The 22,911-nt window shown below is 38.8% G+C and carries 18 protein-coding genes; 4 read left to right on the forward strand and 14 right to left on the reverse strand.

Annotated elements, in window-relative coordinates:
- Positions 1–15: 15 nt before the first annotated feature.
- From WH37_RS01895 to WH37_RS01940, 10 genes are read right to left on the reverse strand one after another with little or no spacing between them, the layout of a single operon-like run.
- Positions 16–2,187, reverse strand: coding sequence for a DUF6311 domain-containing protein (locus WH37_RS01895; protein ID WP_046228869.1), 2,172 nt, complete (start codon positions 2,185–2,187; stop codon positions 16–18).
- Positions 2,159–4,579 (reverse strand): glycosyltransferase family 4 protein, encoded by a 2,421-nt coding sequence (locus tag WH37_RS01900; RefSeq protein ID WP_046228870.1) that lies wholly within the window; start codon positions 4,577–4,579, stop codon positions 2,159–2,161. The genes WH37_RS01895 and WH37_RS01900 overlap by 29 nt, the downstream gene beginning before the upstream one ends.
- Before the next feature lie 15 nt (positions 4,580–4,594).
- Positions 4,595–5,794, reverse strand: a complete 1,200-nt coding sequence (locus WH37_RS01905; protein ID WP_046228871.1) for a glycosyltransferase family 4 protein — start codon at positions 5,792–5,794, stop codon at positions 4,595–4,597.
- Between the two features lie 13 nt (positions 5,795–5,807).
- Positions 5,808–7,304, reverse strand: a complete 1,497-nt coding sequence (locus WH37_RS33250) for a methionine biosynthesis protein MetW (RefSeq protein WP_052736746.1) — start codon at positions 7,302–7,304, stop codon at positions 5,808–5,810.
- Positions 7,304–8,581 carry an ABC transporter ATP-binding protein gene (locus WH37_RS01915; protein ID WP_197091332.1) on the reverse strand — a complete coding sequence of 426 codons (1,278 nt, stop codon included), beginning with the start codon at positions 8,579–8,581 and terminating at the stop codon, positions 7,304–7,306. Before WH37_RS01915 ends, WH37_RS33250 begins: the two co-directional genes overlap by 1 nt.
- Before the next feature lie 13 nt (positions 8,582–8,594).
- Positions 8,595–9,371, reverse strand: a complete 777-nt coding sequence (locus WH37_RS01920; protein WP_046228872.1) for an ABC transporter permease — start codon at positions 9,369–9,371, stop codon at positions 8,595–8,597.
- A 15-nt stretch (positions 9,372–9,386) separates the two neighbouring features.
- Entirely contained in the window at positions 9,387–10,319 is a 933-nt protein-coding gene (locus tag WH37_RS01925) for a GDP-mannose 4,6-dehydratase (protein ID WP_046228873.1), read from the reverse strand.
- A gap of 25 nt (positions 10,320–10,344) precedes the next feature.
- Positions 10,345–11,307, reverse strand: a complete 963-nt coding sequence (gene gmd, locus WH37_RS01930) for a GDP-mannose 4,6-dehydratase (protein WP_046228874.1) — start codon at positions 11,305–11,307, stop codon at positions 10,345–10,347.
- Between the two features lie 30 nt (positions 11,308–11,337).
- A complete protein-coding gene (locus WH37_RS01935; RefSeq protein WP_046228875.1) occupies positions 11,338–12,414 on the reverse strand; it encodes a mannose-1-phosphate guanylyltransferase in 1,077 nt (358 codons plus the stop codon).
- 1 nt (position 12,415) lies between these two features.
- Positions 12,416–13,672 (reverse strand): glycosyltransferase family 4 protein, encoded by a 1,257-nt coding sequence (locus WH37_RS01940; protein ID WP_231594082.1) that lies wholly within the window; start codon positions 13,670–13,672, stop codon positions 12,416–12,418.
- A 305-nt stretch (positions 13,673–13,977) separates the two neighbouring features.
- Here WH37_RS01940 and WH37_RS01945 point away from each other — a divergent pair, with 305 nt between their 5' ends.
- From WH37_RS01945 to WH37_RS01955, 3 genes are all read left to right on the forward strand, one after another.
- The gene (locus WH37_RS01945) at positions 13,978–16,221 is read left to right on the forward strand and encodes an O-antigen ligase family protein (protein ID WP_046228876.1); all 2,244 of its coding nucleotides are present in this window, start codon (positions 13,978–13,980) and stop codon (positions 16,219–16,221) included.
- 195 nt (positions 16,222–16,416) lie between these two features.
- Positions 16,417–17,439, forward strand: a complete 1,023-nt coding sequence (locus WH37_RS01950; protein WP_143088530.1) for a M23 family metallopeptidase — start codon at positions 16,417–16,419, stop codon at positions 17,437–17,439.
- A gap of 24 nt (positions 17,440–17,463) precedes the next feature.
- Positions 17,464–17,910, forward strand: coding sequence for a bactofilin family protein (locus WH37_RS01955; RefSeq protein WP_046228878.1), 447 nt, complete (start codon positions 17,464–17,466; stop codon positions 17,908–17,910).
- Positions 17,911–18,176: 266 nt separating this feature from the next.
- On the opposite strand, the gene WH37_RS01960 is transcribed toward WH37_RS01955, so the two are convergent.
- The 4 genes from WH37_RS01960 to WH37_RS01980 all read right to left on the reverse strand — a co-directional run bounded on the left by WH37_RS01960 (position 18,177) and on the right by WH37_RS01980 (position 21,934).
- The gene (locus WH37_RS01960) at positions 18,177–18,980 is read right to left on the reverse strand and encodes an ABC transporter permease (protein ID WP_052736747.1); all 804 of its coding nucleotides are present in this window, start codon (positions 18,978–18,980) and stop codon (positions 18,177–18,179) included.
- A complete protein-coding gene (locus WH37_RS01965; RefSeq protein WP_046228997.1) occupies positions 18,973–19,875 on the reverse strand; it encodes an ABC transporter ATP-binding protein in 903 nt (300 codons plus the stop codon). The genes WH37_RS01960 and WH37_RS01965 overlap by 8 nt, the downstream gene beginning before the upstream one ends.
- Before the next feature lie 663 nt (positions 19,876–20,538).
- Complete coding sequence (locus WH37_RS01975) at positions 20,539–21,489, reverse strand: LCP family glycopolymer transferase (RefSeq protein ID WP_046228881.1); 951 nt, start codon at positions 21,487–21,489, stop codon at positions 20,539–20,541.
- Positions 21,490–21,502: 13 nt separating this feature from the next.
- Complete coding sequence (locus WH37_RS01980; RefSeq protein ID WP_046228882.1) at positions 21,503–21,934, reverse strand: PilZ domain-containing protein; 432 nt, start codon at positions 21,932–21,934, stop codon at positions 21,503–21,505.
- Positions 21,935–22,326: 392 nt separating this feature from the next.
- On the opposite strand from WH37_RS01980, the gene WH37_RS01985 reads away from it, so the two are divergent.
- Positions 22,327–22,695, forward strand: a complete 369-nt coding sequence (locus tag WH37_RS01985) for a helix-turn-helix domain-containing protein (protein WP_046228883.1) — start codon at positions 22,327–22,329, stop codon at positions 22,693–22,695.
- The last annotated feature ends 216 nt before the right edge of the window (positions 22,696–22,911 follow it).

The raw sequence follows: 22,911 nt of genomic DNA on the forward strand, positions 1-22,911 counted from the left end.
ACTCCATATCATTAATCAATTATCTTTTTCCCATTTGAAATTTGCTATTCTAAACACTAAATAACGCGCATCTTCCGGGGCATATATTCTTTTAGCGTTACTTTGAATCAATATTTCATGTTTTCCTGGAGGTACTGTTAATTTACGTTTATATTGTTTTCCCTCCGAAGAGATCATTAAATTATCCTCAAAAAAATCACTTGTAATTGAAAGAGAAGAAAGTTCTATCTCACCAGAAATAAAAGACATATCTAAACTAATCGTTTGTTCTACATCACTTGTGTTATTAATATCTAATACAGCCTCATTAGGAAACCATCTCCAATTATTTTCCTTTGTGCCTTCTACAGAAGTATTTCTCCAATCCACTATGACCGTATGTAAAGTATCATATGATATTTTACTCCACTCTTCATCAGTGTATTGGCTCTTATTATGTTTATTATAGCTGGTTAAATTATAAAAACTCCTTCTTTTGTCCTCACTCTCAAGGGGCTGCTGTTGTAAGATGTCACTAAGCTCTTTTTCTATTTGAAGCCCACCATCCACATATCCATAACGATCTATATAAATCCCTTCAAATCCAGCATATGAAGCTTTCTGAATTAATTGGGCTGTATCGTTTGACGAGATATCTTTCAGCCAATCAGCAGCCGTTCTCCCTTTCATCGCTCCATAGCTCCAACGCAAATTCTTGGTATGAAGGTATCCTTTGAAATGTTCATAATCCGTCATATTTACAACAGAAGGATTCTCAGGAAAAGGAACATATGGTAACTGCAATACCATAGAATCCTTAGATAATTCACTTTCAATGGTTTCAAAATACTTTTTATCCTTAATATATTGATCTTTATTATAATCGTATTGTGGTATAAAAGAAGAGCCAGTTTGATCAATAACTCCAAAAATCATTAATAGAACCATTATTGGGATTACAATTTTATATTGTATTTTATATTTCTTGATAAAAAAATCAATTGAAATTGATAAAATAAACAAGGATATAAACGCAATAAATATACTCATTCTACTATAAGCTCTGATTTGCTGGGTAACAACTAGCGAAAAAAGCGATCCAAAGCCACCTATTGTAGAAAATAATATTGCTGTAAGATTTAATAGAGAAATTTGATTGATAAGCTCGAACGGTCCCTCATTATTTTTTTTATATAGATACACTAGAGATAACAGCAAACCTATTACAGCAATTAACCCAATGTATGCATGCCCTTCACTACTTATTGGGTAACCACTGTACCTACTAATGAGTTTACTCAAAATTTCAATTCCATGATCATCTACTGGAATTATTAATTGTGATATTCTTAACCCATATATTTCAGACTCTGCAAATCCCCTTACCGCTGTTCCGTTATTCTTGCCATTCGAAAAATTATTTATTATTGTAGGCAATATATTTAATAGAACGGTGAAAGCCATAGTTAGTATCAGTAAAAACATACTCAATAAGGATCTAAATCTAAATTTCGAAATTATTGCGACTAACAAACTGCCACCTAATAATACACAAGAAAAGAAAGCGTAATAAACACCTGAAGAAGCTGTAAGTACACATATAATTAGACTAATAATGGCTCTTTTGTTTTTCAAAGAAAAGCTCAGTTTGTTATTTTTCATCGAGTAAAATATAGGTTTTTGCTGATCACAAGTCCAAAGTATAACCATTATAATTAAAGGAATCATAAAATATGCAGCTAAATGCAAATGATATATTCTAAGAAAATGATAAGGAGTAAAAGTAAATAATACGCTTGTCAATAACGAGGGCCAATAAGCTACACTAAAATGTCGTAAAACGAAAAATGAAGTTATAGATGTTAGTATAAATCCTATCAAATAAAACAAGTTAAATATCAGAGCATAATTACTTGTGAATAATGATAATAACTTATACATCAATATGAAAAGACCATCAGAAATAGGAAAATCATAAAATTCCTGACCAAATGGCGCACCTGTATAATAATTATTTAAATACCAGCCATTATTGATTATTCCTTTTATGATTTCTCCATGCAATAATCCATCTCCTGCATATACAAATGGTATACTCAGATCAGCCTTCCATAATTGTAACGACCAGATCAAAATAAAAAAAGAAATGAGAATGACACTTGAATATAAATATACAGGCTTATTCAACTGCCTCAGTAAGACTGACAACTTTTTTACCCCCATTATTTAAAATATCTAGTATACTTAACGATGCCACTTCCCACGAATATTGCTTCACGATTACTTCTCTTGCACGGATAGAAAGATCACTCATCAGTTTTTTATTATTGAAGAGCTCTCTTATACTATCGGCCATGTTAGCCATATTGTTTATTATTATATGAACACCGCTATCCACATTGTATCCTCTTGCACCGATAGCAGTCGATATTACAGGCACACCATTAGCCATGTACTCGGCTATTTTCAAATTTGTTCCTGAGCCTGCAAGCATAGGGTTTATGGCTATATCTGCGACAGAGTATATAAGCTTTTTCATTTCTTCACTGACCATACCAGCAAAAACTAAATTTCGAGGTGGCTTTATATCCTTAAATGCCAGACACTGCCCTCCCATAATAATAAACTTAAAATCAGGCAACTGCGGAGCTAATTTAATAATTTCCTCCACAGCCTCTAAATTAGGCTTATGCCAGCTCCCGATAAAAACTATAATTTTCTCATCATTTATATCTAGTTTAAATTTATTATCTTGTCTATTCTCATAATTAACGTATGCATTTTCTTCTACATCAACACCATTAGCGGCCAATATCATCTTTTCATTCGAAACTTGATACAGTTCCATTATCTTTTTTCTATCTTCTTCAGAACAAGCGATCACTATATCACTTAATGAGCAAGCCTGCTTTTCAAGTTCATACAATGAGTTTAGCAACTTCTTTGCAGCCTTATTATCTGGCAACATAGATTTTTTCAATTCATATTCTACATTCTGTGAGTCATAAATGATTGTTTTATGACCAGAGTATGATTTAATAAGGCTAAATAAATAGGGCTGTGCACAAACTAAAATGTCTGATTGACTAATATATTTCTCTACAAGCTGTACATAGTCTGGAGAATATTTAAGCAGTTGCTGCATTACAATATCTGTAATAGGTATACCAATTTCTCTTTCGATCTCCCATTCCTGTTCTAAATGTTTACTGCTCATTGGAACAGAAATCTCTGTTAGACCACCGAATTTTTTTTCATAATAGTTAGATTCATTATTAAGACTAATAATTGTCACATCATAATAAGAGGATAAATTTTTATATATATTAAAGATTCTAATTTGGCCGCCATGTTTTCTTGGAAATACTGGATATGTGGAAAGCACTATCATTTTCTTACTGATTACTTTTTTAATAGCATTTACTTCCGAAGAATTCACTTCACTCAAAAGATTAGTAATACAATTATTCCAATTAACCTTTTGTATTTGCTTTCTTGCTTCATTCCCCAAATTCAAAGCAAGAGCTTTATTATCGGCCAACAATTTCATTTTTTTCGCTAAATCTTTCGAATTATTATCAGCTAATAGACCCGTTTTATTATCAACAACAAATTCAGTCGTACCACCAGAATCTTTACAAGTGATTACTGGTTTTCCACAAAACATCGCCTCAATGGTAACAAGCCCATAGTCTTCATCATAAGGTACATAAATGATTGCTAATGCATCCGCATACAATGACTTTAATTTTTCATTATTAATGTATCCGATAAATTCGATTCTTTTATCACCATTTGCTAATGCTTTAAGTCGCGCCTCATCAGGTCCAGTACCTGCAATTAACAGTCTGGCATCGTTATTATCCACTTCTTTCATAGCATTAATGACTAAATCTACTCTTTTAGCTCCGTCTAGCCTTCCTACAACGAGAAAATAATCATAACTTCCTGATTGTAAATTGCTTAAGGAAGTCGGAGGATAGATAACATGAACATCTTCACCTTTCGGAAAATAATCCTTCCGCTTTTTCACGGTTTCGGAGATAGATGCATATTTTTTTATTCTTAAAGGGTGCAAGGCCCACTTATCCATAAAATGAACTAATTTTCTTATAAAAGGACCTGGAAAAGCAAACAAGTCTTGCGGAAGCTGTTCCTTATTTTTATGTAGCTCGTTCAACAGTTCAAAAAAACGAACTAAAGAATTCGTCATGTTCTGTTTATCCTGAATATAATTCAGAATTTCATTAACTAATGGGTATGAAGACTTCTGCACTTCAGTAGGCATATTTAACATATGATAAGTATCAAACAATCCTCTTAAATGATGAGCCATATATATCGTGTGGTTTTTATGTTGAACCATCCAAGCCGGGTATTTACACGTTATAATTTTGTCGAAATGATTTAAATCCAACTCATAAAAAGTTTTATAGCTCCATATAAGTTCCCAAAAACCATTTTCTTCTGTAGGAATTTTGAAAAGCTCAACCCTATGATTAGTCTGCTCATCAATATGGTGATATAAGCCCGACATTAACTTTTCTATTCCACCCATAGCAAAAGGCTTAGGACTTGGTGAGACGATAGCAATGTCCATGTAGACCCTCTTTCCTTAAAATATCAGATGTTCATTTAATTTACTAATCGTGTTATTCCATGTATACTTTCTGCTAGTTTCATACGCAGCATTTCCCATTCGAACAGCAAGAGTCTTATCCTGTGAAAACTTCAGAATAGCCTCGGCTATTGCTTCTGAGGTCGGTTCAACCAAAAATCCATTTATTCCATCCTCAATAAGTTCTGCATAGCCACCACCATCTTTACAAGCAATTATCGGCTTTTTAAATGACATCGCTTCTATTGCGGTAAGGCCGTAATCTTCTTGATAGGCTGGACATACAACGCACAACGCTTTTGAATATTCTTTGAACAGATCTTCTTTTGAGACTCTACCTGTAAATCTAATATTTGATGGATAGTTTTTCTTTTTAGCCAACTGACCTAGATCTTTATATTCTTTATGAAAATGTCCATTAGACATCTGTTTCCAGATAACATCGTTAGGAATACTTATTTGCTCTTTAGCAGCCATCGTTAGCAACTGGTCAATTTTTTTCAAATCATCTGTTCGACCTCCAGCCCCAACGATAACGCCTGTTTCATTTGCAACAAGCTTCATAGCAGCTACAAATAATTCAGGGCGTTTGGGAAATTCATGCCTGCCAACGACTACCGGATTAACATAGCTTAGTTCACCATCATAATGATAAATTTCAGGATCTATTCCTGCATATATAACATCAACATTACTCGATAAACCATTAAATTCAGCTAATCTATTTTGGATAGTTTTACTACCCGCAAGAATAGTTGAAACCTTGGACAAACTCTTCGTATCTATTTCTCTAATGACTTCAACAGCCTTACGATGGTAAGGCTGTTGAAGTCCAACTTCTTGTATTAGATTAGACATATCATAATAAACTTTCATATGATGATAAAACAATGAGATGTGCCGTGGATGTTGAATAGCAAATGAAGGAGGCTGTGTACTTATCACACAATCAAACCGGTTCAAATCCATTTTTAGATACTTCCAAAAATGATTAATATATCTGAAAAAATCCGGATTTTTGTGAAACATCTCATTAGTTAGGTTGTAGGGTATTTCATTTATAGATTGATCTGTAGCATCGATATAAACCATCTGAACCTGATGCCCCATTTGTTCCAACTCAAGTTTAAGACGATTTACTACTACTTCAAATCCACCAGATATTTTATAGTCCGGTTTTACAATACCGATTTTCATAACATTCACAACCTTACTTTTTTGCTATAATAGCATAATCTAAATTCCCATATAATAATTCATTAATCCGATTTATTCCCTCATTAAATTCATTTACATTTTTGATTGCGGCTTCCTCTACATCAAGGGTTGGTAACCACCAATTCGGCTCTACCCTGCTTGAGTAATTCAACTTGGCTTCTTTAAAGCCAATAGATTCGACTAAATATTGAATAGTTAAAGGATGTACGGGTTTGACATGCGTTGGATCTACATAGAAAGTACGATAGAAAATAGCCAATGACAACGGATTAGGCGTTTCCATAATTAAATAAGAACCCGCTTTTAGTTTATTATACGATAATTCAACGAGTGTGATTATTTGTTCAAAAGTTAAATGCTCAATAACTTGACCTAAAAATATTCCACCAAGTGCATTATCCTCTACTGAGTGTAGATACTGAATAGCATCATTATATTCTACTGGCAACCCACGGTCTTGACAGTACTCCACCATTTCTCTATTGAGGTCTATCCCTTTTACAGATACACTGTTCTCCAACATCAATTCAATAAATTCACCACGCCCACAACCGATATCCAGTACATTCTCTTTATTTATAAAATAAGGAAGATACACCGTCTGGCGTTTTTTTATTTCATCCACACTGCCTCTAAATTTATTTTCAAAATGCAGATAATCAAAACTATTTGAATCAGTTTCCACCTTTTCATTAGGCTCTATAAGCATAGGTAACTTTCCGCTTGATTCAGTCAGTGATTGATTTTTAATTTTTCTTAATCGATACTGCATGAAATTAATTTCTGCTTTAAATTTATCATCTAGCGTATTAAATCTATCAGTTATTAAATTTGTTAATTCATTAAAGCTTCTTACGTAGTTATTTTGGGATGATCTAACTTCCGAAATAACATTTGCAATATCTTCCTCACTTTTATGCTTTTCAATACTTTTTTCGGTTTTCAAATTATCAAATTCGGTTTTCAATTCATCAAATTCGGTTTTAAATTCATTAATTTCGGTTTTGAAATTATTCATTCCAATTTTTACTTCGCGCTGCATATCCAAATTATTTAATTTGTTTTCAAGGCGTTGAATGTGTTTTTGTTGCTCCTGGATATGTGTTTCATATTGTTCTTGTTTCGCTGTTAATTGGAGAACAACGTTATATAGCTCATTAAATGACCTAGTTACCGATCCATTAAAGGTCGTTTGCATCTCAAACGTATTTCCTACATGCCAGCGCAATAATTTTCGAACGACTTTCTTGCCTAATACAATAAATTTACCCGTTAATTTCCGGTGTGATGTTATTGGACGGTCAGTACTTACGTTCCATAAACTATTGTTCGCATCGCATTCATTACGAAAACTGGTAAGATCTAGTATCCCAGTCCCAGTCTTTTTCTCTACCGAATAGGTAATCGTTTCTTCTGAGTTAGGAAATTCAATAATTTGCTTTTTCAAATGCTCCATTAGCTCTTCAGCAGAATCAAATGATGCTGTCATCAGGACTCTCCCCCTTTTTCAAAAAACCATTTATGTGGCAAGAATGCAATTCCTTGATCATTTTCCTTTGAATGAACACTAAAATTTGCAGCTTTCGTTATATAATCATAAGGGGTTCCATCCTCATGATGGCACGCTACGTCAACATAATAATCTCCTTGAACTAGATTTAAAGATTCAATGCAATAACGCACTTTACCATGTTCGCTTATTTCTAACTCTACCTTATCAATATACGTATTCGTCCCGTAACAATTTGTTCCATCCATTTTAAAAATTCCAACTCCAAATACAGGTCTTTCAACTTTTAAATTTGTTGTTTTGTAAGTTAACTCTACTTCTAAACGTTGCTCTCTTGTGAAAATAAATTTATTCTCATTGTCAGGATTTCTAATTGCGATATTAGTAATCTCAACAGCACCATTACCCCAACGTTTGTTTTCCTTTTTATTAACTTCTTCATTTTGTTCAGTTACTTCAATTTGACTCGTCTGCTGATTTTCTTGTTGCATAACCTCATTTTTCAAACGCTGTTCTTCACTACCCGACAGAAAATCCAAATAATCTCTAATAACTTCTTCTGGCTTGCCTTTCTTTACTAATTTAGATTCATGAATCCAATAAAGCTCATCACATAATCTTTCCATTATGCCGTTATCATGAGAAACAAAAACTATCGTTTTTCCTTTCTCCTTAAACTCTTCAATTTTACTAATACACTTTTTTTGAAATGCATTATCTCCTACCGCTAGAATCTCGTCTATCAATAAAATATCAGGTTCAACATGTATGGCGATGGAAAACGCTAATCGCATAAACATACCAGAGGAATAAGTTCTTACTGGGTTATCTATAAATGTATCCAGCTCCGCAAAACGAATGATTTCTTGAAGCTTGGAATTGATTTCTTTACGAGACAGCCCAAACAAAGATGCATTCATAAATATATTTTCTCTTCCAGTAAAGTCCATGTGGAAGCCTGCCCCTAGCTCAAGCAGGCTTGAAACTCTACCTATTATTTTGAGTTCACCTTTGTCTGGCTGCAAAATTTTAGTCATCATTTTTAATAAAGTACTTTTACCTGATCCGTTTCTTCCAATTAGTCCTATCATTTTCCCCTTTTCAATAGATAAGGATATTCCTTGTAATACCCACTTTTCCTGAAAAACACCTTTTCTCTTATATAAAAATCTTTCCTTAAAGGATACCGGTTTATCTTGATATATTTTATACTTCTTCCAAACATCCTTAACTTCAATCATCTTGTTATTGTCCACTAAAATTCACCCTTTATATTTCTTCATTGAATTTCACCTTTACTTTTTTGAAATACAATTGAGAAAACAATAGTAAAACAACTGAAATAAATCCCAAAATAAATAACTGAGCTGTAGCAGGGGGTTCATTGTAATAAAAAACGTTTCTATACGCCGTCACAAGTATCGCCATTGGGTTCCAATTAAATAACCATTGATACTTTTCTGGTATCATTGTTTGAGGATATAATACTGGTGTTAAATATAAAAAGGCCATTAAGAAAATATTCAACATATGCTCTAAGTCCCTGAAATAAACATTAAGAGCAGATACAATAAATGAAATTGCGAGGGTGAATATAAATTGAATTATAATTATAACGGGTAACCATAAATAATTTAAATTAGGCATATAGCCAAAAATAATAAGTGCTGGTATCAGAATAACTAAACCGTATAAGTAATTAATTAGGCCTCCGGTAACTACAGAAATCGGTAGTATTTCGTGAGGAAAATATACCTTTTTAATGAGATTACCTGAATTAACTATGATAGAAGCACTGCTCTGAACACTGGATTGAAAATTGTTCCATGCCAATAACGTACAAAATAAAAATATAGGATAATTATCTACTGGCATTTTAATAATAATAGAAAATAATGTCGAGTAAACTACTAACATAAATAAAGGATTTAGGAATGTCCATAAAAATCCAAAAATCGAACCTCTATAGCGTGTTCTTAAATCCTTTGAAACATTATTTTTAAGAAACTCCCTATATTGATAAATGTCCTTCCATACATTAAGCATTTTATATAGTCCACCTTATATATTGCGTAGATATTCTAATACATCTAACAACGTTGTTTCCACAGCAATTTGCGGTCTCCAGCCAGTTAATTCTTTAAGTTTATTATTATTCCCTATATAAAATGGTATGTCATTGGGTCTCATTCTACTTTGGTCTAATTGCAATTCGATTTCAACTGTCGACAACTCTAGCAGTTTCTGAATTAAATCACTAATTGAAATAGGTTTTCCTGAACATACATTAAAGATTTCACCGCACGCATCAGACTCAAGCAACAAGTGGTAAGCTCTCACAATATCTCTAACATCAGTAAAATCTCGTTTGGCATCTAAATTCCCAACTCTTAATATTTTTTCCTGTTGCTTATGTTCAATTTGAACAATCTGTGATGCAAAGTCAGATACTACAAATCCTAAGCGTTGGCCTGGCCCGATATGATTAAAAGACCTTGCATGAATGACTTTCAAGCCATAAGCGGTAAAGTATTGCTTTGCCAAATAAGAAACGGCAGCTTTTGACACACCGTAAGGATTCATAGGTTGCAGTGCATCTCCTTCGTTAATAGGCACCGTTGGATCCGCTACTCTCCCATACTCTTCTGAAGAGCCTACAGTTAATATTTTTACATGATTAGAAACACTACTTTTCCTTGCTGCTTCTAGTAATTTAATAGTTAAATTCGTATTTGTAGAGACCACAGAAATTTTATCATCCCAGGACTCCTTAACATTGCTGAGCCCTGCAAGATGGTAAACATAATCTGGTTGGATTTCATTAAGGAGATCAATGATCTCCTTCTCAGTGGTCCATTGGTTAACTAAACTTATACGTGAGGTTTTATTAATTGATTTACTTGTAGTGCCAAACACTTCATATCCTAGCAGCTTTAAATGATTTGCTAAGTACCCACCAGCAAATCCCGTAATACCTGTAATCAAAGCTCTCATTAAAAATTACCGCCCTCTACTTCAATCAACGTTGTATTTTTTGCAAATCATTTTCTACCATCATCTTCACCATTTGCTCAAACCCAACTTCTAATTTCCAACCCAGCTTTTCTTTTGCTTTTGTACAATCGCCAAGTAGTAGATCTACCTCTGCAGGACGTACGAATTTAGGGTCAATAACAACGTAATCTCTCCAGTTAAGACCAGCATGAGTAAAGGCGATTTCAACAAGCTCCTCAACCGTATGTGTCTCTCCGGTAGAAATAACAAAATCCTCTGGTTGGTCTTGTTGTAGCATCAGCCACATTGCTTTTACATAATCACCCGCAAAACCCCAATCACGTTTTGCATCCAAATTACCCATTCGCAGTTCGGTTTGTAGACCTAATTTAATTCTAGCCACAGCATCTGTCACTTTTCGTGTAACGAACTCTACTCCCCTACGTGGCGATTCATGATTAAACAAAATACCCGAGCAAGCAAACATATCATAACTTTCTCTATAATTGACAGTTATCCAATGTCCATAAACTTTAGCTACACCATATGGACTTCGCGGATAAAATGGTGTAGTCTCTTTTTGTGGAGTTTCAACAACTTTTCCAAACATTTCACTGCTTGAAGCCTGATAAAACCTTGCTTCTGGTTTAGTTAACCTCACTGCCTCCAGCATATTTGTTACACCAATCCCTGTTGATTGACCAGTCAATACAGGCTGAATCCAAGACGTACCCACAAATGACTGTGCAGCTAAGTTATAAACCTCATCTGGATTAGAAATACGCACTGCATTTATTAGTGATCCCTGATCCAGCAAGTCGCCTTCAATAAACTCAATTTCATTTTTAATATGTTCAATATTTTCCATAATAGGCACACTCGTTCTTCTACGTAAAGCAAATACCTTATATCCCTTTTCTAAGAGCAATTCTGCTAAATAAGATCCATCTTGCCCTGTAATTCCTGTGATTAGTGCATTCTTAGTCATGGTGATAACTACTCCTTAATATTATATAATTTATAAATACTGCTCCAGTTTTTGCATTCTTAATTCCTTGAGCAATAATTTAACCTCTTGTGCTTTTTCTTTTGTACATATTAAAGTTACATCTTCTGTATCTACAATTATTAAGTCTTCTATCCCTAAGGTAGCAATGAGCTTACCATTACTTTCGATAATACAACGTTTTGTATCCAAGTTTAAAATATTCCCTTTTATTACATTTCCATTTTCATCCAACTCATCAATTCTTTCCAATGCCGTCCAGCTTCCAACATCGTCCCAGCCGAAGAGACAGGGAATAACAAAAATTTCTTCCGCTTTCTCCATAATGCCATAATCTATGGATTGATCAGGCATCTTTACAAAAAGTTCCGCAATAATTTCTTTTGCATTCATTCCACCTAAAGCATATTTCATCGTCTCAAGTATATCATGTACTTCAGGCATTAACTGTTGTATATATTTTCTAATAACCTCAGTTCTCCACACAAAAATGCCACTATTCCAATAAAAGTTTCCAGCTTCTAGATAACTCTCGGCTACTTCTTTATTGGGTTTTTCAACGAACTTATTTACTTTGTAAACTTTCACATCATTCACTGTTTGTTCAATCCCAGTGCTTTCTATGTACCCATAACCTGTCTCTGGATAAGTAGGCTCTATTCCCAACGTAATTAGGTTATCTCCATCATTGGCTAACTTAGCCGCGGTTTTAAGTATATCTATAAAACCAGTTTCATTCTGGATAATATGATCGGAAGGAATTACAATCATTGTACTATCGCTGTATTTACTTTCGATAATTAATGAAGCAAGACCTATACAAGGCGCTGTATTTCTCCCTACTGGTTCAATAATAATATTATCATGAGGTAAATGAGGGATCTGTGCTTTTAGCAATTCTGCATAAAGCTCATTAGTGACAATAAAAATTTGGCTAATGGGAATAAGTAGCTCTAGTCGCTCAATAGACTGCTGAATCATAGACTTATTCCCTGATATATTTAGAAACTGCTTTGGCAAATGAGTACGACTCTTTGGCCAAAACCGTTCTCCTTTTCCACCAGCCATTATTACGCAAGTTAACGTCATATCATCCTCCGGAACTCCATAATTTTATATATTTCAATCGTTTTTCCACTAGCTCCCCTACTTTTTGAGGAGAATATTCAGTTCGTATCGTCTGTTGACCACGTTGTGAAATTCCCTCTCTAAAACCTTCATCTTCCGTCAATTTCTGCATATAAAATGCAGCATGTTCTACTTTAGCCTCCGCCCAATATTGATATGCTTCATAGGGACCATAGTCATTTCCCAATGTTACCAAATCATAATCAACTGGACAAGAGTTGTCACTTCTCATAAAGTCAGTGTTAGAAGACCAATTAGTACCTATAACAGGCTTCCCCAAATACATAGCTTCAGCTAGACCCAAACCAAAACCTTCACTTCTGTGAAGCGAAACAAAACAATCTATCACATTTAATAATGCGTTTGTATCATTTCTAGATAGCACTTTTTTTATTAAAAAGATATTTTGATAATCTCCAATTAATTGTTCTAATTCAAATATATCTTTTATTTCATCACTATTGCTATTCAATTTAATAACAAGCCCAACACTGCTGTCATCATGCTTAAAAGCTAGCTTAAACGCCTTAATTGAAGCTTGAGGATTTTTGCGTTCCTGATAACTTTTAACATCATACATACTTAAAAATAAAAACCTATTTTCTGGGAGACCGTAGAACTCCCTATCCCTAGCTTCTTTAATTAAAACTTCAATTCCATGCGGAATTTTAACAACTGGAACGGGGCTCTTCTGTGCAATGCTATCAGCAATGAAGGTTGATGGAACCCAGATCTCATTTACTAAACCAAAACTATCTAACCATCTTTCGGGAAAATCCGGTAGCTCCCAATGCCAAAAACCTATATTATATTTATTATTAAAAATATCATTTCCATAATTAGCATAGACCTCAACCATCTGTTCTGCATTAATATGAAATACATTCACATTGTAAATGGGTATATTCATTTCTTTATGAATCCAAGTTGTATCCGTCATTCTTGCACTATTCGTTCCTATAAAATTAATAATTCCAAAAGGAATGTTTACTGAATTTAAGCAATTAGCAGCTATACGACAGGACTCACCTATACCCATTTCAGCTCTTGCATAACCTACTAAATTTATCCCATCCTCACCGAAACTCGTAATAATCCCCTGTTTTTTTTCGATTGGAAAAGCTGATTTAAGCATTTTTGTTTTTATCTTTTGCATTACTGGTTGGGGAACGAATATTAAAATCCATTTTTTGAAATATAGCGCAGTTCTATATAACAATCTAAAAAGACTCTTCTTTATTATAAACACCACCGTTAACGTAAGTTGCAATTAAACAACACTTCATCTACCCTTTTCCACCTATGCTATCTTACCAAAAAAAACGACATATTAACACCTTATTATATTCTTAGGTGCGCTTAACTCCTATCACTTTCGACACAGCATCTTCGCTTATCAGTATTAGTGCAACGTTTTTTAATGTATTCTATCCTCACTACCACTCCCCTTATAGTAATCCACTCCCTCATTTGTTAAAATAACTCTATGAAGAAATCTACTACGCATACAAGGAGTACATATTAATGAGTGCACGGAAAAAAGCAATACAAAATACAGCGGCTTTAGTAAAAGAGCAGCCGCTGTTGCAAGGGTTACTCGCGCTTGGACTCGCTTTGTTCGTTCTTATTTTCCCATACGAGCGGGGACTGTTCAATGGCTATGAGTACGCTTTTGAATCGCCTATTTACAGCGCAGCCATCTACGGCTACGTTCTACTCGCCGCAACCGCCCTGTACGCTTATCTTACGGGCTGGAAACTGAACAATCATCGCAGCGTGCTGTCGATTGCGATTTTGCTGCTGCCAGCCATCTACTGGCTCTCATCGCTGCAAGCCGTCTCCAGCTATTACGCCAAATTTATGACGTTTGTTTTTTTCCTGCTCGCCTCTCTGTTTATGGCCAGTCTCTACGCAGCTGGAAAAGTACAGATGCGCAAATGGCTGGAATACGGAATTATGCTTTCGGCCTATTTAATCGTATTTTTCGGCCTGCTCAATTTGTTCGGCCAGCAATATTACAAGGACGCGATGTGGCTCGCCCATGATGGCTACCGGCTCAGCTCAGTCTTTCAATATTCGAATACTTACGCCGGCTTCCTAATTGCAATCTTTCTGATCGCTGCTTATTATGCGGCAACCTGTGAACGCTGGTACATGCGCCTGGCTAATTCCATTATGCTCGTACCGATTTTAATTTCCTTTTTTCTCGCATACTCGCGCGGCGCCATCGTTATCATACCGGTGATGCTTATTGTACTTCTGCCTTTCCTGAAGCTGGCTAGACAATTTGCCTATGTGGTTTATGCTGGTCTATCCGCAGTGCTTACGCTCGTTATTTTGGGCAAAATTACGGCCAATACAGAAGCGATTTCCGCCATTGTCCAGCCGACAGAAACGAAAGTCGCAACGACGATCTCGATGTTCGACAAACTGCCGCTGCAAAGCTGGGCGCTGCTCGCTGGGGCTGCCCTTGTCAATGCAGGGCTGATCATGCTTATCCACAAGAAGCTGTTCCCTTGGATTGAAAATAAAAGTGCACGCCTTGCGGAACGCAAATGGGCATTTGCCGCTTTTCCCGCTGCTATTATCGTTATCGGATTATTAGCAGCCGTATTGCTTATTACAAGCGATGGCATACGCGATCTGCTGCCTGAGAAAATCGCTTCCCGATTTGAAAACATTAACTTGCAGCAGCACAGCGTTCTTGAGCGCTGGACCTTCTATGAAGATGGTCTTAAGGTTGCCAAAGACTATCCGCTGCTCGGAGCAGGCGGAGGCGGCTGGCAAGCTTTGTATGAGCAGTACCAGAACAATCCTTATTGGAGCAGACAAGCGCACAGCTTCTTCATTCAAACGCTAGTTGAAGTAGGCTGGATTGGATTTGCTGCACTGATCGGGCTGCTCGTTTACATCTATTACTTATATATTCGCTCGTATATTCGTTACCCTGAACGCCGGGGGAGCCACTTGATCTTTTTTATTTTGGCAACTACGCTGCTGCTGCATAGCGCCATCGATTTTGATATGAGCTACGTCTATTTGAGCGCTTTGCTGTTCATTTGCTTGGGCGCTATGATCGCGCCATATGGCAAATCGCTTGCGTTTAAACAAGGATCAGAGCAATCCGTACAGGGTAACGTTGTAAAATGGATCTATCCATCTGCAATCGGCGTGCTGGCGGTTGTACTGCTAGTCGGCTCCGCACGCGAGAACGGCGCGAACCGCACGTTCCAAGATACGTACAATACGGCTGCTGCTGGGCAGGCTCAGCTTAACCAACTGCTGCCTTCGCTCGACAAAGCCATTAAGACGTCGCCTGATCATTCCGTATTCAGCTTGATGAAATACGAATGGCTTATGCAAGCCTATGAGCAGACACAAAATGCGACAATGAAAGAACAAGCGCTTCAGACGCTTGCAGCAGGTAAAACGAATGATCCTTACAATATCACCTTTATTTTGGCCCAATATAAAAATTTCAAGAAAGATGGAAATACAACAGAAATGCTGAAAGTGCTTGAGGAAGGCATCAGCAAATTCCGCTGGAATATTGAACTCTATGATCATGCTATTGTAGAATACGCGGCTGCTATGAGCAGCGATGCTGGCAACGCGGATACTTACCGCGCGCGGGCGCTGGAAATTAAAGCAGAAGTCGAGCGGCGCATTGCCCAGCTCGCAACGCTGCCTCCTGAGCAATCACAGGGCCGTGATTTCAGCTTCACCCCTGCTATGCAGCAGGCGCTCGCTACGATTGAAAGTAAATAATTTGCCTACGAACAAGCGTCTCTCTGGTCGCGTCTTCAAACGGTTGGATCTGTGCATGCATTAACGCATGAACCCGTTTAAAGACGCTTCCAAGGAGGCGCTTTTCCTAATTTTCTGACATGTTTCCCACCGACGCAGAATAAATTGCATTAGAACGTTCTAAATTCTCATACCGGCCGGAAGGAGAAACCTCTATTGAATCGATCGTCTAATTCAAAGTGGTCGCTTGTAGTCATGCGCGGTGCCGACAAAACCGTTAAGCAGTTTCATGTCTCAAAGCGATCCGTCATTGCGGCCCCCGCCGCAGCTGCACTGGCCGTGTCTGGCTGCTTTGCCGCGCTGCAGCTCAAATCCGTCTTCGAGCTGCATGAGCTCGAGGCGCAGCTTCAGGAGCAGGCGACGCAGCAGGATGAACAGACACAACAGTATCAGCATACCGTCTCCAATAAGGATGAGACGATCCTCGCCCTACAGCAGCAGCTGGCAAGCCTTGCTCAGCAAACCGAGGATATGCAGACGCGTGTCGATGAGCTGCTTGCACTAGAAAACAAGCTCAAACAGTTCATCGACAAATATGGAAGCTCTGATTCTGGGATAGACACTAGCAACCACAAGCTTGGACAACAATCTGAACAGCCACACAAGCGCGAGCAGGCTTTGGCTCAGCAAGCCAGTTATGATACGAGCGGGATGTCCTTTCGTGCTTTGGCTTCTTCTACCTCATTTGACGTTCAATCGTTAAGCGCTATGGTCGACTCTCTGGAAGAAACAATGGCGCAAACGCTGCGGCAGGCACAGACAAAAAGGCAGCAGGTCGATTCCTATCCATCGAGCTGGCCTACCTATTCGAAGAAGCTGACCTCCAGCTTCGGCTACCGCAAGGATCCTTTTTCAGGGAAAGCTGTCTTTCATGCCGGTATTGATATTGGCGGCAAAGCAGGCGACCCTGTTTTCAGCGCGGCGGATGGAACCATTAAGGAAGTCGGTACTGGAGGCTCTGAGGGCAACTATATCATTGTCGACCATCATAACGGGCTGAACAGCGTCTATATGCATTTGCAAAGCATAGAAGCCAAGGAGGGAGAACAGGTCGTACGGGGCGAGAAAATCGGCCTGCTAGGCTCTACAGGCAGAAGCACGGGCCCCCATCTTCATTTTCAAATTATGCAAGGCGATGAGGCCGTCAATCCTTTGCCCTACTTGCTTCAACCATCCTAAGCTGTGAAACAAGGAGGTTTTTCTATGTCTATATTTAAGGAAAACAAACGAATATCCCCCACGGATACACTGATTGGACAGGGTACTCATGTAGAAGGCAAGCTGATATGCGAAGCAGGGCTGCGCATTGAAGGCGAATACCGCGGAGACATTGAATGTGAAGGAGATGTCATTATTGGTGAATCCGGAGTCGCACGTTCAAATATAACCGCGAAGGATTTGACCGTAGCGGGCAAACTATTCGGAGATATTACGACGAAGGGGCGGCTTACCATTACCGCAACCGGGCAAATTACGGGGAACATTAACGCCCATTCCTTCATCATTCAAGATGGCGGAAGCTTCAATGGCAGCTGCCATATGGAACGGGGGCAAGCCCCGCTCACACGCCCGCTTTCGGAAACAGAGGGAGCAGGCAAAGATAACGCAGCAAACGGCAGTGCTCGGGATAAAGCCCGTCAGGCGGTCTAGCAAGCCCACAGCGTGTTTCAATGAACGGCACATAAGCAGCAGCTCGAAGGATATAACTGAAAACACATAGAACAAGCAAACGGAATGGATTAGGTGAAACAGCTTGCAAGCATCATTAGAGAGCATACTGTGCAATAAGCTTCACTTATGAAAAAGCGCTGCTTCTGGCTTAACAGCTTTAAATAGCTGCAAGGTGAACATACGAAAGCAGGGCAGGCGATAACACGCCTGCCCTGTACTCTTTTAAATCATGCTGTACGACTCCTCTACGCACCAACGTCGCGCTTCTCAAACACGAACCAGGTGAGCGCTGCGAATAGTGCATAATAAACAGCAAGCACGCTAATCGCGAAGCCGAGCGTCCGATCACCAACGTTACCAGTCAAATAAGGCACCAAATCCAAATGGACGAAAAACAAGTAGTCCACCCATTTATAATCGATCAGCCCAATAATCGGACCAATGGAAATGGAGGAAAATACGAGGAAAATCGATAGCCCAATGGCAAGTCCGCCGCTCCGGAATACCGTTGACAGCATAAACGCTATCATCGACGTCACAAGCAGTGCAATAAAGCGCATCGCATAATATTTCATATTATACACGGCCGCCGACCCTTCATATTGTCCATCACCAACGAAAAAGCCGTGAATCTCTTCAGCCGTTACATTCGTATGGTCAAAAAATAAAAAGTTGAACGCAATGGTAAATGCATATAGCAGCACGACCTGGAGCAGCGCAAACAACACGACTGAAATGTATTTGGACAATAAAATTTTCCATCTCATCCATGGGCGAATGAGCAGCAGCTTGATCGTTCCGCTCGTGAACTCCTCAGCAACGCTCCCCGCCGCAACGACGGCTGTGAACATGGCAATAAGCAAATAACCTACAGCCGATTCATATTTTACAAGTGTCCACATCGACATTGCACTGTCTTTGGACATAAAATAAACGGGTACGGTCATAAATACAACCAACGCCAGCAGCAGACCCGTCATAATCCAAGTTCTTGTACGGAGGTATATTTTCATATTTTCATTCAATAGAAGCTTGCTAAAGTTATACAATATGACCGCCCCCCGTCTTCTCGAGGAACCGATCCTCTAAAGATTGATGCTGTGCCTGAATGCCGTATACTTTAATGCCTGCCGCTACGAGCTTGGCATTAAAGATAGCAACGGCTTCTTTATCCGCCCCAATCGCAATGGCGCGGCCAGCCCGTCCCCCCGCTATTCCTTCAGTTGCCGCGACAGCCAGCGCCGCCTCTAAATCGTCTACCTCAAAAACGACCCGCTGCGTTGCTGTTCGTTCCGACTCCCTGTTCTTCTCAACCTTGACGACCTCCACAAGCTTGCCCTGCTGGATGATGGCCACCCGGTCGCACATTAGCTCCATCTCGGCAAGCAAATGGCTGGAGACGAATATCGCCAGTCCCTCCTGCTTGGCCAGCCTTTGCAAATAATCCCGCAGCTCGCGAATGCCCATTGGATCAAGTCCGTTCGTCGGCTCATCCAAAATGAGCAGCTTTGGACGATGCAAAATCGCCTGCGCTACGCCAAGCCGCTGCCTCATGCCAAGCGAATAAGTATTCACTTTATCATTAATGCGCGAGCCAAGCCCGACAAGCTCCGTTACCTCCTGAATACGTGAATGCTCAACACCCGGAACCATCCGGGCAAAATGAACCAAATTTTGATAACCAGTCATATATTTGTACATCTCGGGATTTTCGACAATGGCACCGACATGACGAATCGCTTTCTCAAATTGCTTTGAGATGCTGTGACCATCAATTTTGATTTCGCCTCCCGTTATTGAAATGAGGCCGACCATCATTCGGATCATTGTCGTTTTTCCTGCGCCATTCGGGCCAAGGAAACCGAATACTTCACCAGCCGGCAAGTCAAGACTGAGATGATCAATGATCGTCCGTTTGCCGATGCGCTTCGTTACATTTAGCATTTGTACGATTGGCTGCTCCAATTTCTATTCCTCCTTCTCCAGTGGACCGCATGTCCTATCACATTTCTAATAGTGATCTAATAATGATTTAACATTAATCTAACTATCTAACCCTACCTAGTATAATCGAATAAGGAAACGATTGGAATATGTACCCGAATAGTAGCAATTAAACAGAAAAAACTCCTGCTACACAACTTCTGTAGTCAGGAGGCTTTGGGTTGCAGGATAGAAGATCGTTTGATAGGGATCATAATCAGATTTCGCAGTTAACGGGATGACTTCGCCTGTTACGCTTTGCATTTGTGCCTCCAACTTATTAGCAAGGCCAGCTTGTGCCTGAGCACATGCTCTACAACAACCTAGCCGATTTACCACACGGAAAAATCCGGTTCGGAACAACACATTCGCTTGCCCTGTAGGTATCATGTTTTGGCATCCGACGCAATAAAACTGCTCCTGAGGCTGAATCACCTAATCACTCCTTGTATACTTATTGTATCATATTTATGTAAAATGTTACGTAATGTATCTGTTTGTTTATATTTTATGGTATTTAGCGAATAATGTCAACAGAAAACTCAAATTTTGTCGTCTTACAGAAACATCGAACCCTGACAACGATTTGTCAGGGTCCTCATTTATTTATAGGGGCAGAAAGCTTTAAACCCCATCCATTTCTATGCTCATTTGTTTTTTCAAAAGCTCGTGTATTCGATCCCGTTCCTGATCACCAACGATATAATACCATACCTTATCAATCATCGTGCCGCTGCCGCTTATTTCAGCGCTATCCACCTTTTCAATCCCGGTCCCATATTCTTTAAAAAAGATTTTCATCTCATCAAAGGTTATATTCGTTCTCACATTGTCGCCCATCTCCGCAAGCAGATTGCTTATTTGCGTAGCGCCATAAAAGGTAAACACATTGGAAATGAGCTGCTTCAGGACGGCGCGCTGACGGTCATTTCTGCCCCTGTCTCCTTTCGGGTCCTCATATCGCATGCGAGAATAAAGCAGCGTCTGCTCGCCATTTAACTGAATAGGCCCTTGCTCAAACGTATAACCGCTGAAATCAAAAGCATAAGGATTGTTGACGGTTACTCCGCCAAGCTTGTCGATGATATTCGAGAAACCTTCCATATTGACCCGAATATAATAATCAATCGGATAATCAAGAAAATGCTCCACCGTCTGCTTTGACATTTCCACCCCGCCAAAAGCATAGGCATGGTTTATTTTATCCGTCGTGCCATGCCCAATAATAGCCGTTCTCGTATCACGCGGAATGTTGAACATAAAGATCGAATGCTTGAGCGGATTCACTCCCATGACGATCATGGTGTCTGTTCGTCCCCGATCATTCGTCCTCTCATCTACTCCCATTACTAGTACGGTGAAGGGCTTCAGTGCGATTATTGCTTCTTCTATGCCGGACACTTGCAGCTCCGAATCTGAGCTTACGTATGGTGTAGAAATGATGGGCTCAAACATATCAGCAGCCGTTTTTTTGAATTTCCCATAAAGATACCAGCTGTATAAAGCCGTTCCCAAGCCAGCGATCAGACATACCGTGCTGACGATGATAAGTGAGCGTTTCACCCAACGTTTCACCCGAAAATCCTCCTCATTTGACAAAAGTGCTTCTTGCGTTCAAACTGCGATATAGCTGATGGATTTTCCGTTGCTGCGGCTGTTGGGCGAGTAATTCTTCATTTAGTAGGCGGGTAATAATGGATTTGATAAGCAGTGGGGGCTCGAAATGCATACCATACTCGAAAACATTATCCGTTCGTTTGCGCCAAACGACATTTCCCTGAAGCCGGATGTTTTTGCCGGACAGCTTCATGCGGACTTCTACCATATACAGCCGATGTACGGGGAGCCTTAAGGAAGACCAGAAGCATAAACCCTCCTGGCTTAAATTCAGCACCAGTACCGTTCCAGTAGATGGACTCATTAAAATGCCATGCCGATTGAGCAATCTTAACCCTGCTTTAATGCCTGGCTTCAGCTTTAAACGGACCTTGCTGCGCGAATTTTCTTCTTTACCGTCCATTTATTTCTCCTTATAGGTATAAAGTGATATAGACTTGGAAATAATTTGATACGATATGTATCAATCTTTTCCTTCACTTTAAGATACAAATTGTATCATGTCAAGCAAAAAAATCGTCTATCAATATTTTTTGCGACATTTCGTTGCAACAAATGCAAATCTAACGTTTCCGTATTAATATAGGTGTAGCAGTTATAATCCAATATGTGTGTGTATACAAACTAGGTTTTGCATAGCAAAACCTGCTGTTTATATGTTGTACGTAAGTTAATGCTTACGAAGTGAGTTTGCTTCGCAAACTTAAGTTAATGCTTACGAAGATGGTTTGTTCCACAAACCTAGGTTTATGCTTACGAAGTTAGTTTGCTTCGCAAACTTTTAGGAGGGGTCATATGAATATAGGCAGCAGAATTGCTCAATTGAGAGATGACAGACACTGGACACAAGAGCAAACCGCAGCAAAGCTAGGCATTTCACGCGCTGCTTTATCTCATTACGAGAAAAATCGCCGGGAACCGGATTCCGAGACATTGAAAAAATTTGCCGATCTATACCAAGTATCCGTTGATTTTCTGGTTGGACGCACCCTTCATCCGCAAACGGTACTTAGCGACGACGTTCGCAATTTTGCCGAGCATTTGGAATTATCCGATGATGAAATATTGGAGAAGTTTAATTTGAGTATTGATGGGCGTAAGTTGACAGTGGAAGAAACGAAACGGTTTATAGCTTTTGTACGAGCGGAGAGAATGATGAATTAGACTATTTATTTGGATGGTGGATTCAATAGTGGCGGCCATTTCTCTGGAGGAATTCCCATTTGGATAAGTATATCCTTTACATCTAATTCAATACGGCCTGAATTTTTCTCTGCCATCTTCGTATCCGACTCCTGCCTTATGTATAGTTTGAACAATACTGTTATTATACCCAATACCTTACTGGGAATTTGTCGTAAGGTGGGAGCACGATTGTTC

It is taken from the genome of Paenibacillus algorifonticola (assembly GCF_000971975.1).
GTDB lineage: Bacteria > Bacillota > Bacilli > Paenibacillales > Paenibacillaceae > Pristimantibacillus > Pristimantibacillus algorifonticola.

Excerpts from the sequence above, each read along its gene's own strand:
- WH37_RS01965 (WP_046228997.1), bottom strand. The coding sequence starts at position 19,875 with ATGCTAAATGTAACGAAGCGCATCGGCAAACGGACGATCATTGATCAT.
- WH37_RS01935 (WP_046228875.1), bottom strand. The coding sequence starts at position 12,414 with ATGACGTTAACTTGCGTAATAATGGCTGGTGGAAAAGGAGAACGGTTT.
- WH37_RS01900 (WP_046228870.1), bottom strand. The coding sequence starts at position 4,579 with ATGGACATTGCTATCGTCTCACCAAGTCCTAAGCCTTTTGCTATGGGT.
- WH37_RS01920 (WP_046228872.1), bottom strand. The coding sequence starts at position 9,371 with ATGCTTAATGTATGGAAGGACATTTATCAATATAGGGAGTTTCTTAAA.
- WH37_RS01985 (WP_046228883.1), top strand. The coding sequence starts at position 22,327 with ATGAATATAGGCAGCAGAATTGCTCAATTGAGAGATGACAGACACTGG.
- WH37_RS01955 (WP_046228878.1), top strand. The coding sequence starts at position 17,464 with ATGTCTATATTTAAGGAAAACAAACGAATATCCCCCACGGATACACTG.
- WH37_RS01905 (WP_046228871.1), bottom strand. The coding sequence starts at position 5,794 with ATGAAAATCGGTATTGTAAAACCGGACTATAAAATATCTGGTGGATTT.
- WH37_RS01980 (WP_046228882.1), bottom strand. The coding sequence starts at position 21,934 with ATGGACGGTAAAGAAGAAAATTCGCGCAGCAAGGTCCGTTTAAAGCTG.
- WH37_RS01945 (WP_046228876.1), top strand. The coding sequence starts at position 13,978 with ATGAGTGCACGGAAAAAAGCAATACAAAATACAGCGGCTTTAGTAAAA.
- gmd (WP_046228874.1), bottom strand. The coding sequence starts at position 11,307 with ATGACTAAGAATGCACTAATCACAGGAATTACAGGGCAAGATGGATCT.
- WH37_RS33250 (WP_052736746.1), bottom strand. The coding sequence starts at position 7,304 with ATGACAGCATCATTTGATTCTGCTGAAGAGCTAATGGAGCATTTGAAA.
- WH37_RS01925 (WP_046228873.1), bottom strand. The coding sequence starts at position 10,319 with ATGAGAGCTTTGATTACAGGTATTACGGGATTTGCTGGTGGGTACTTA.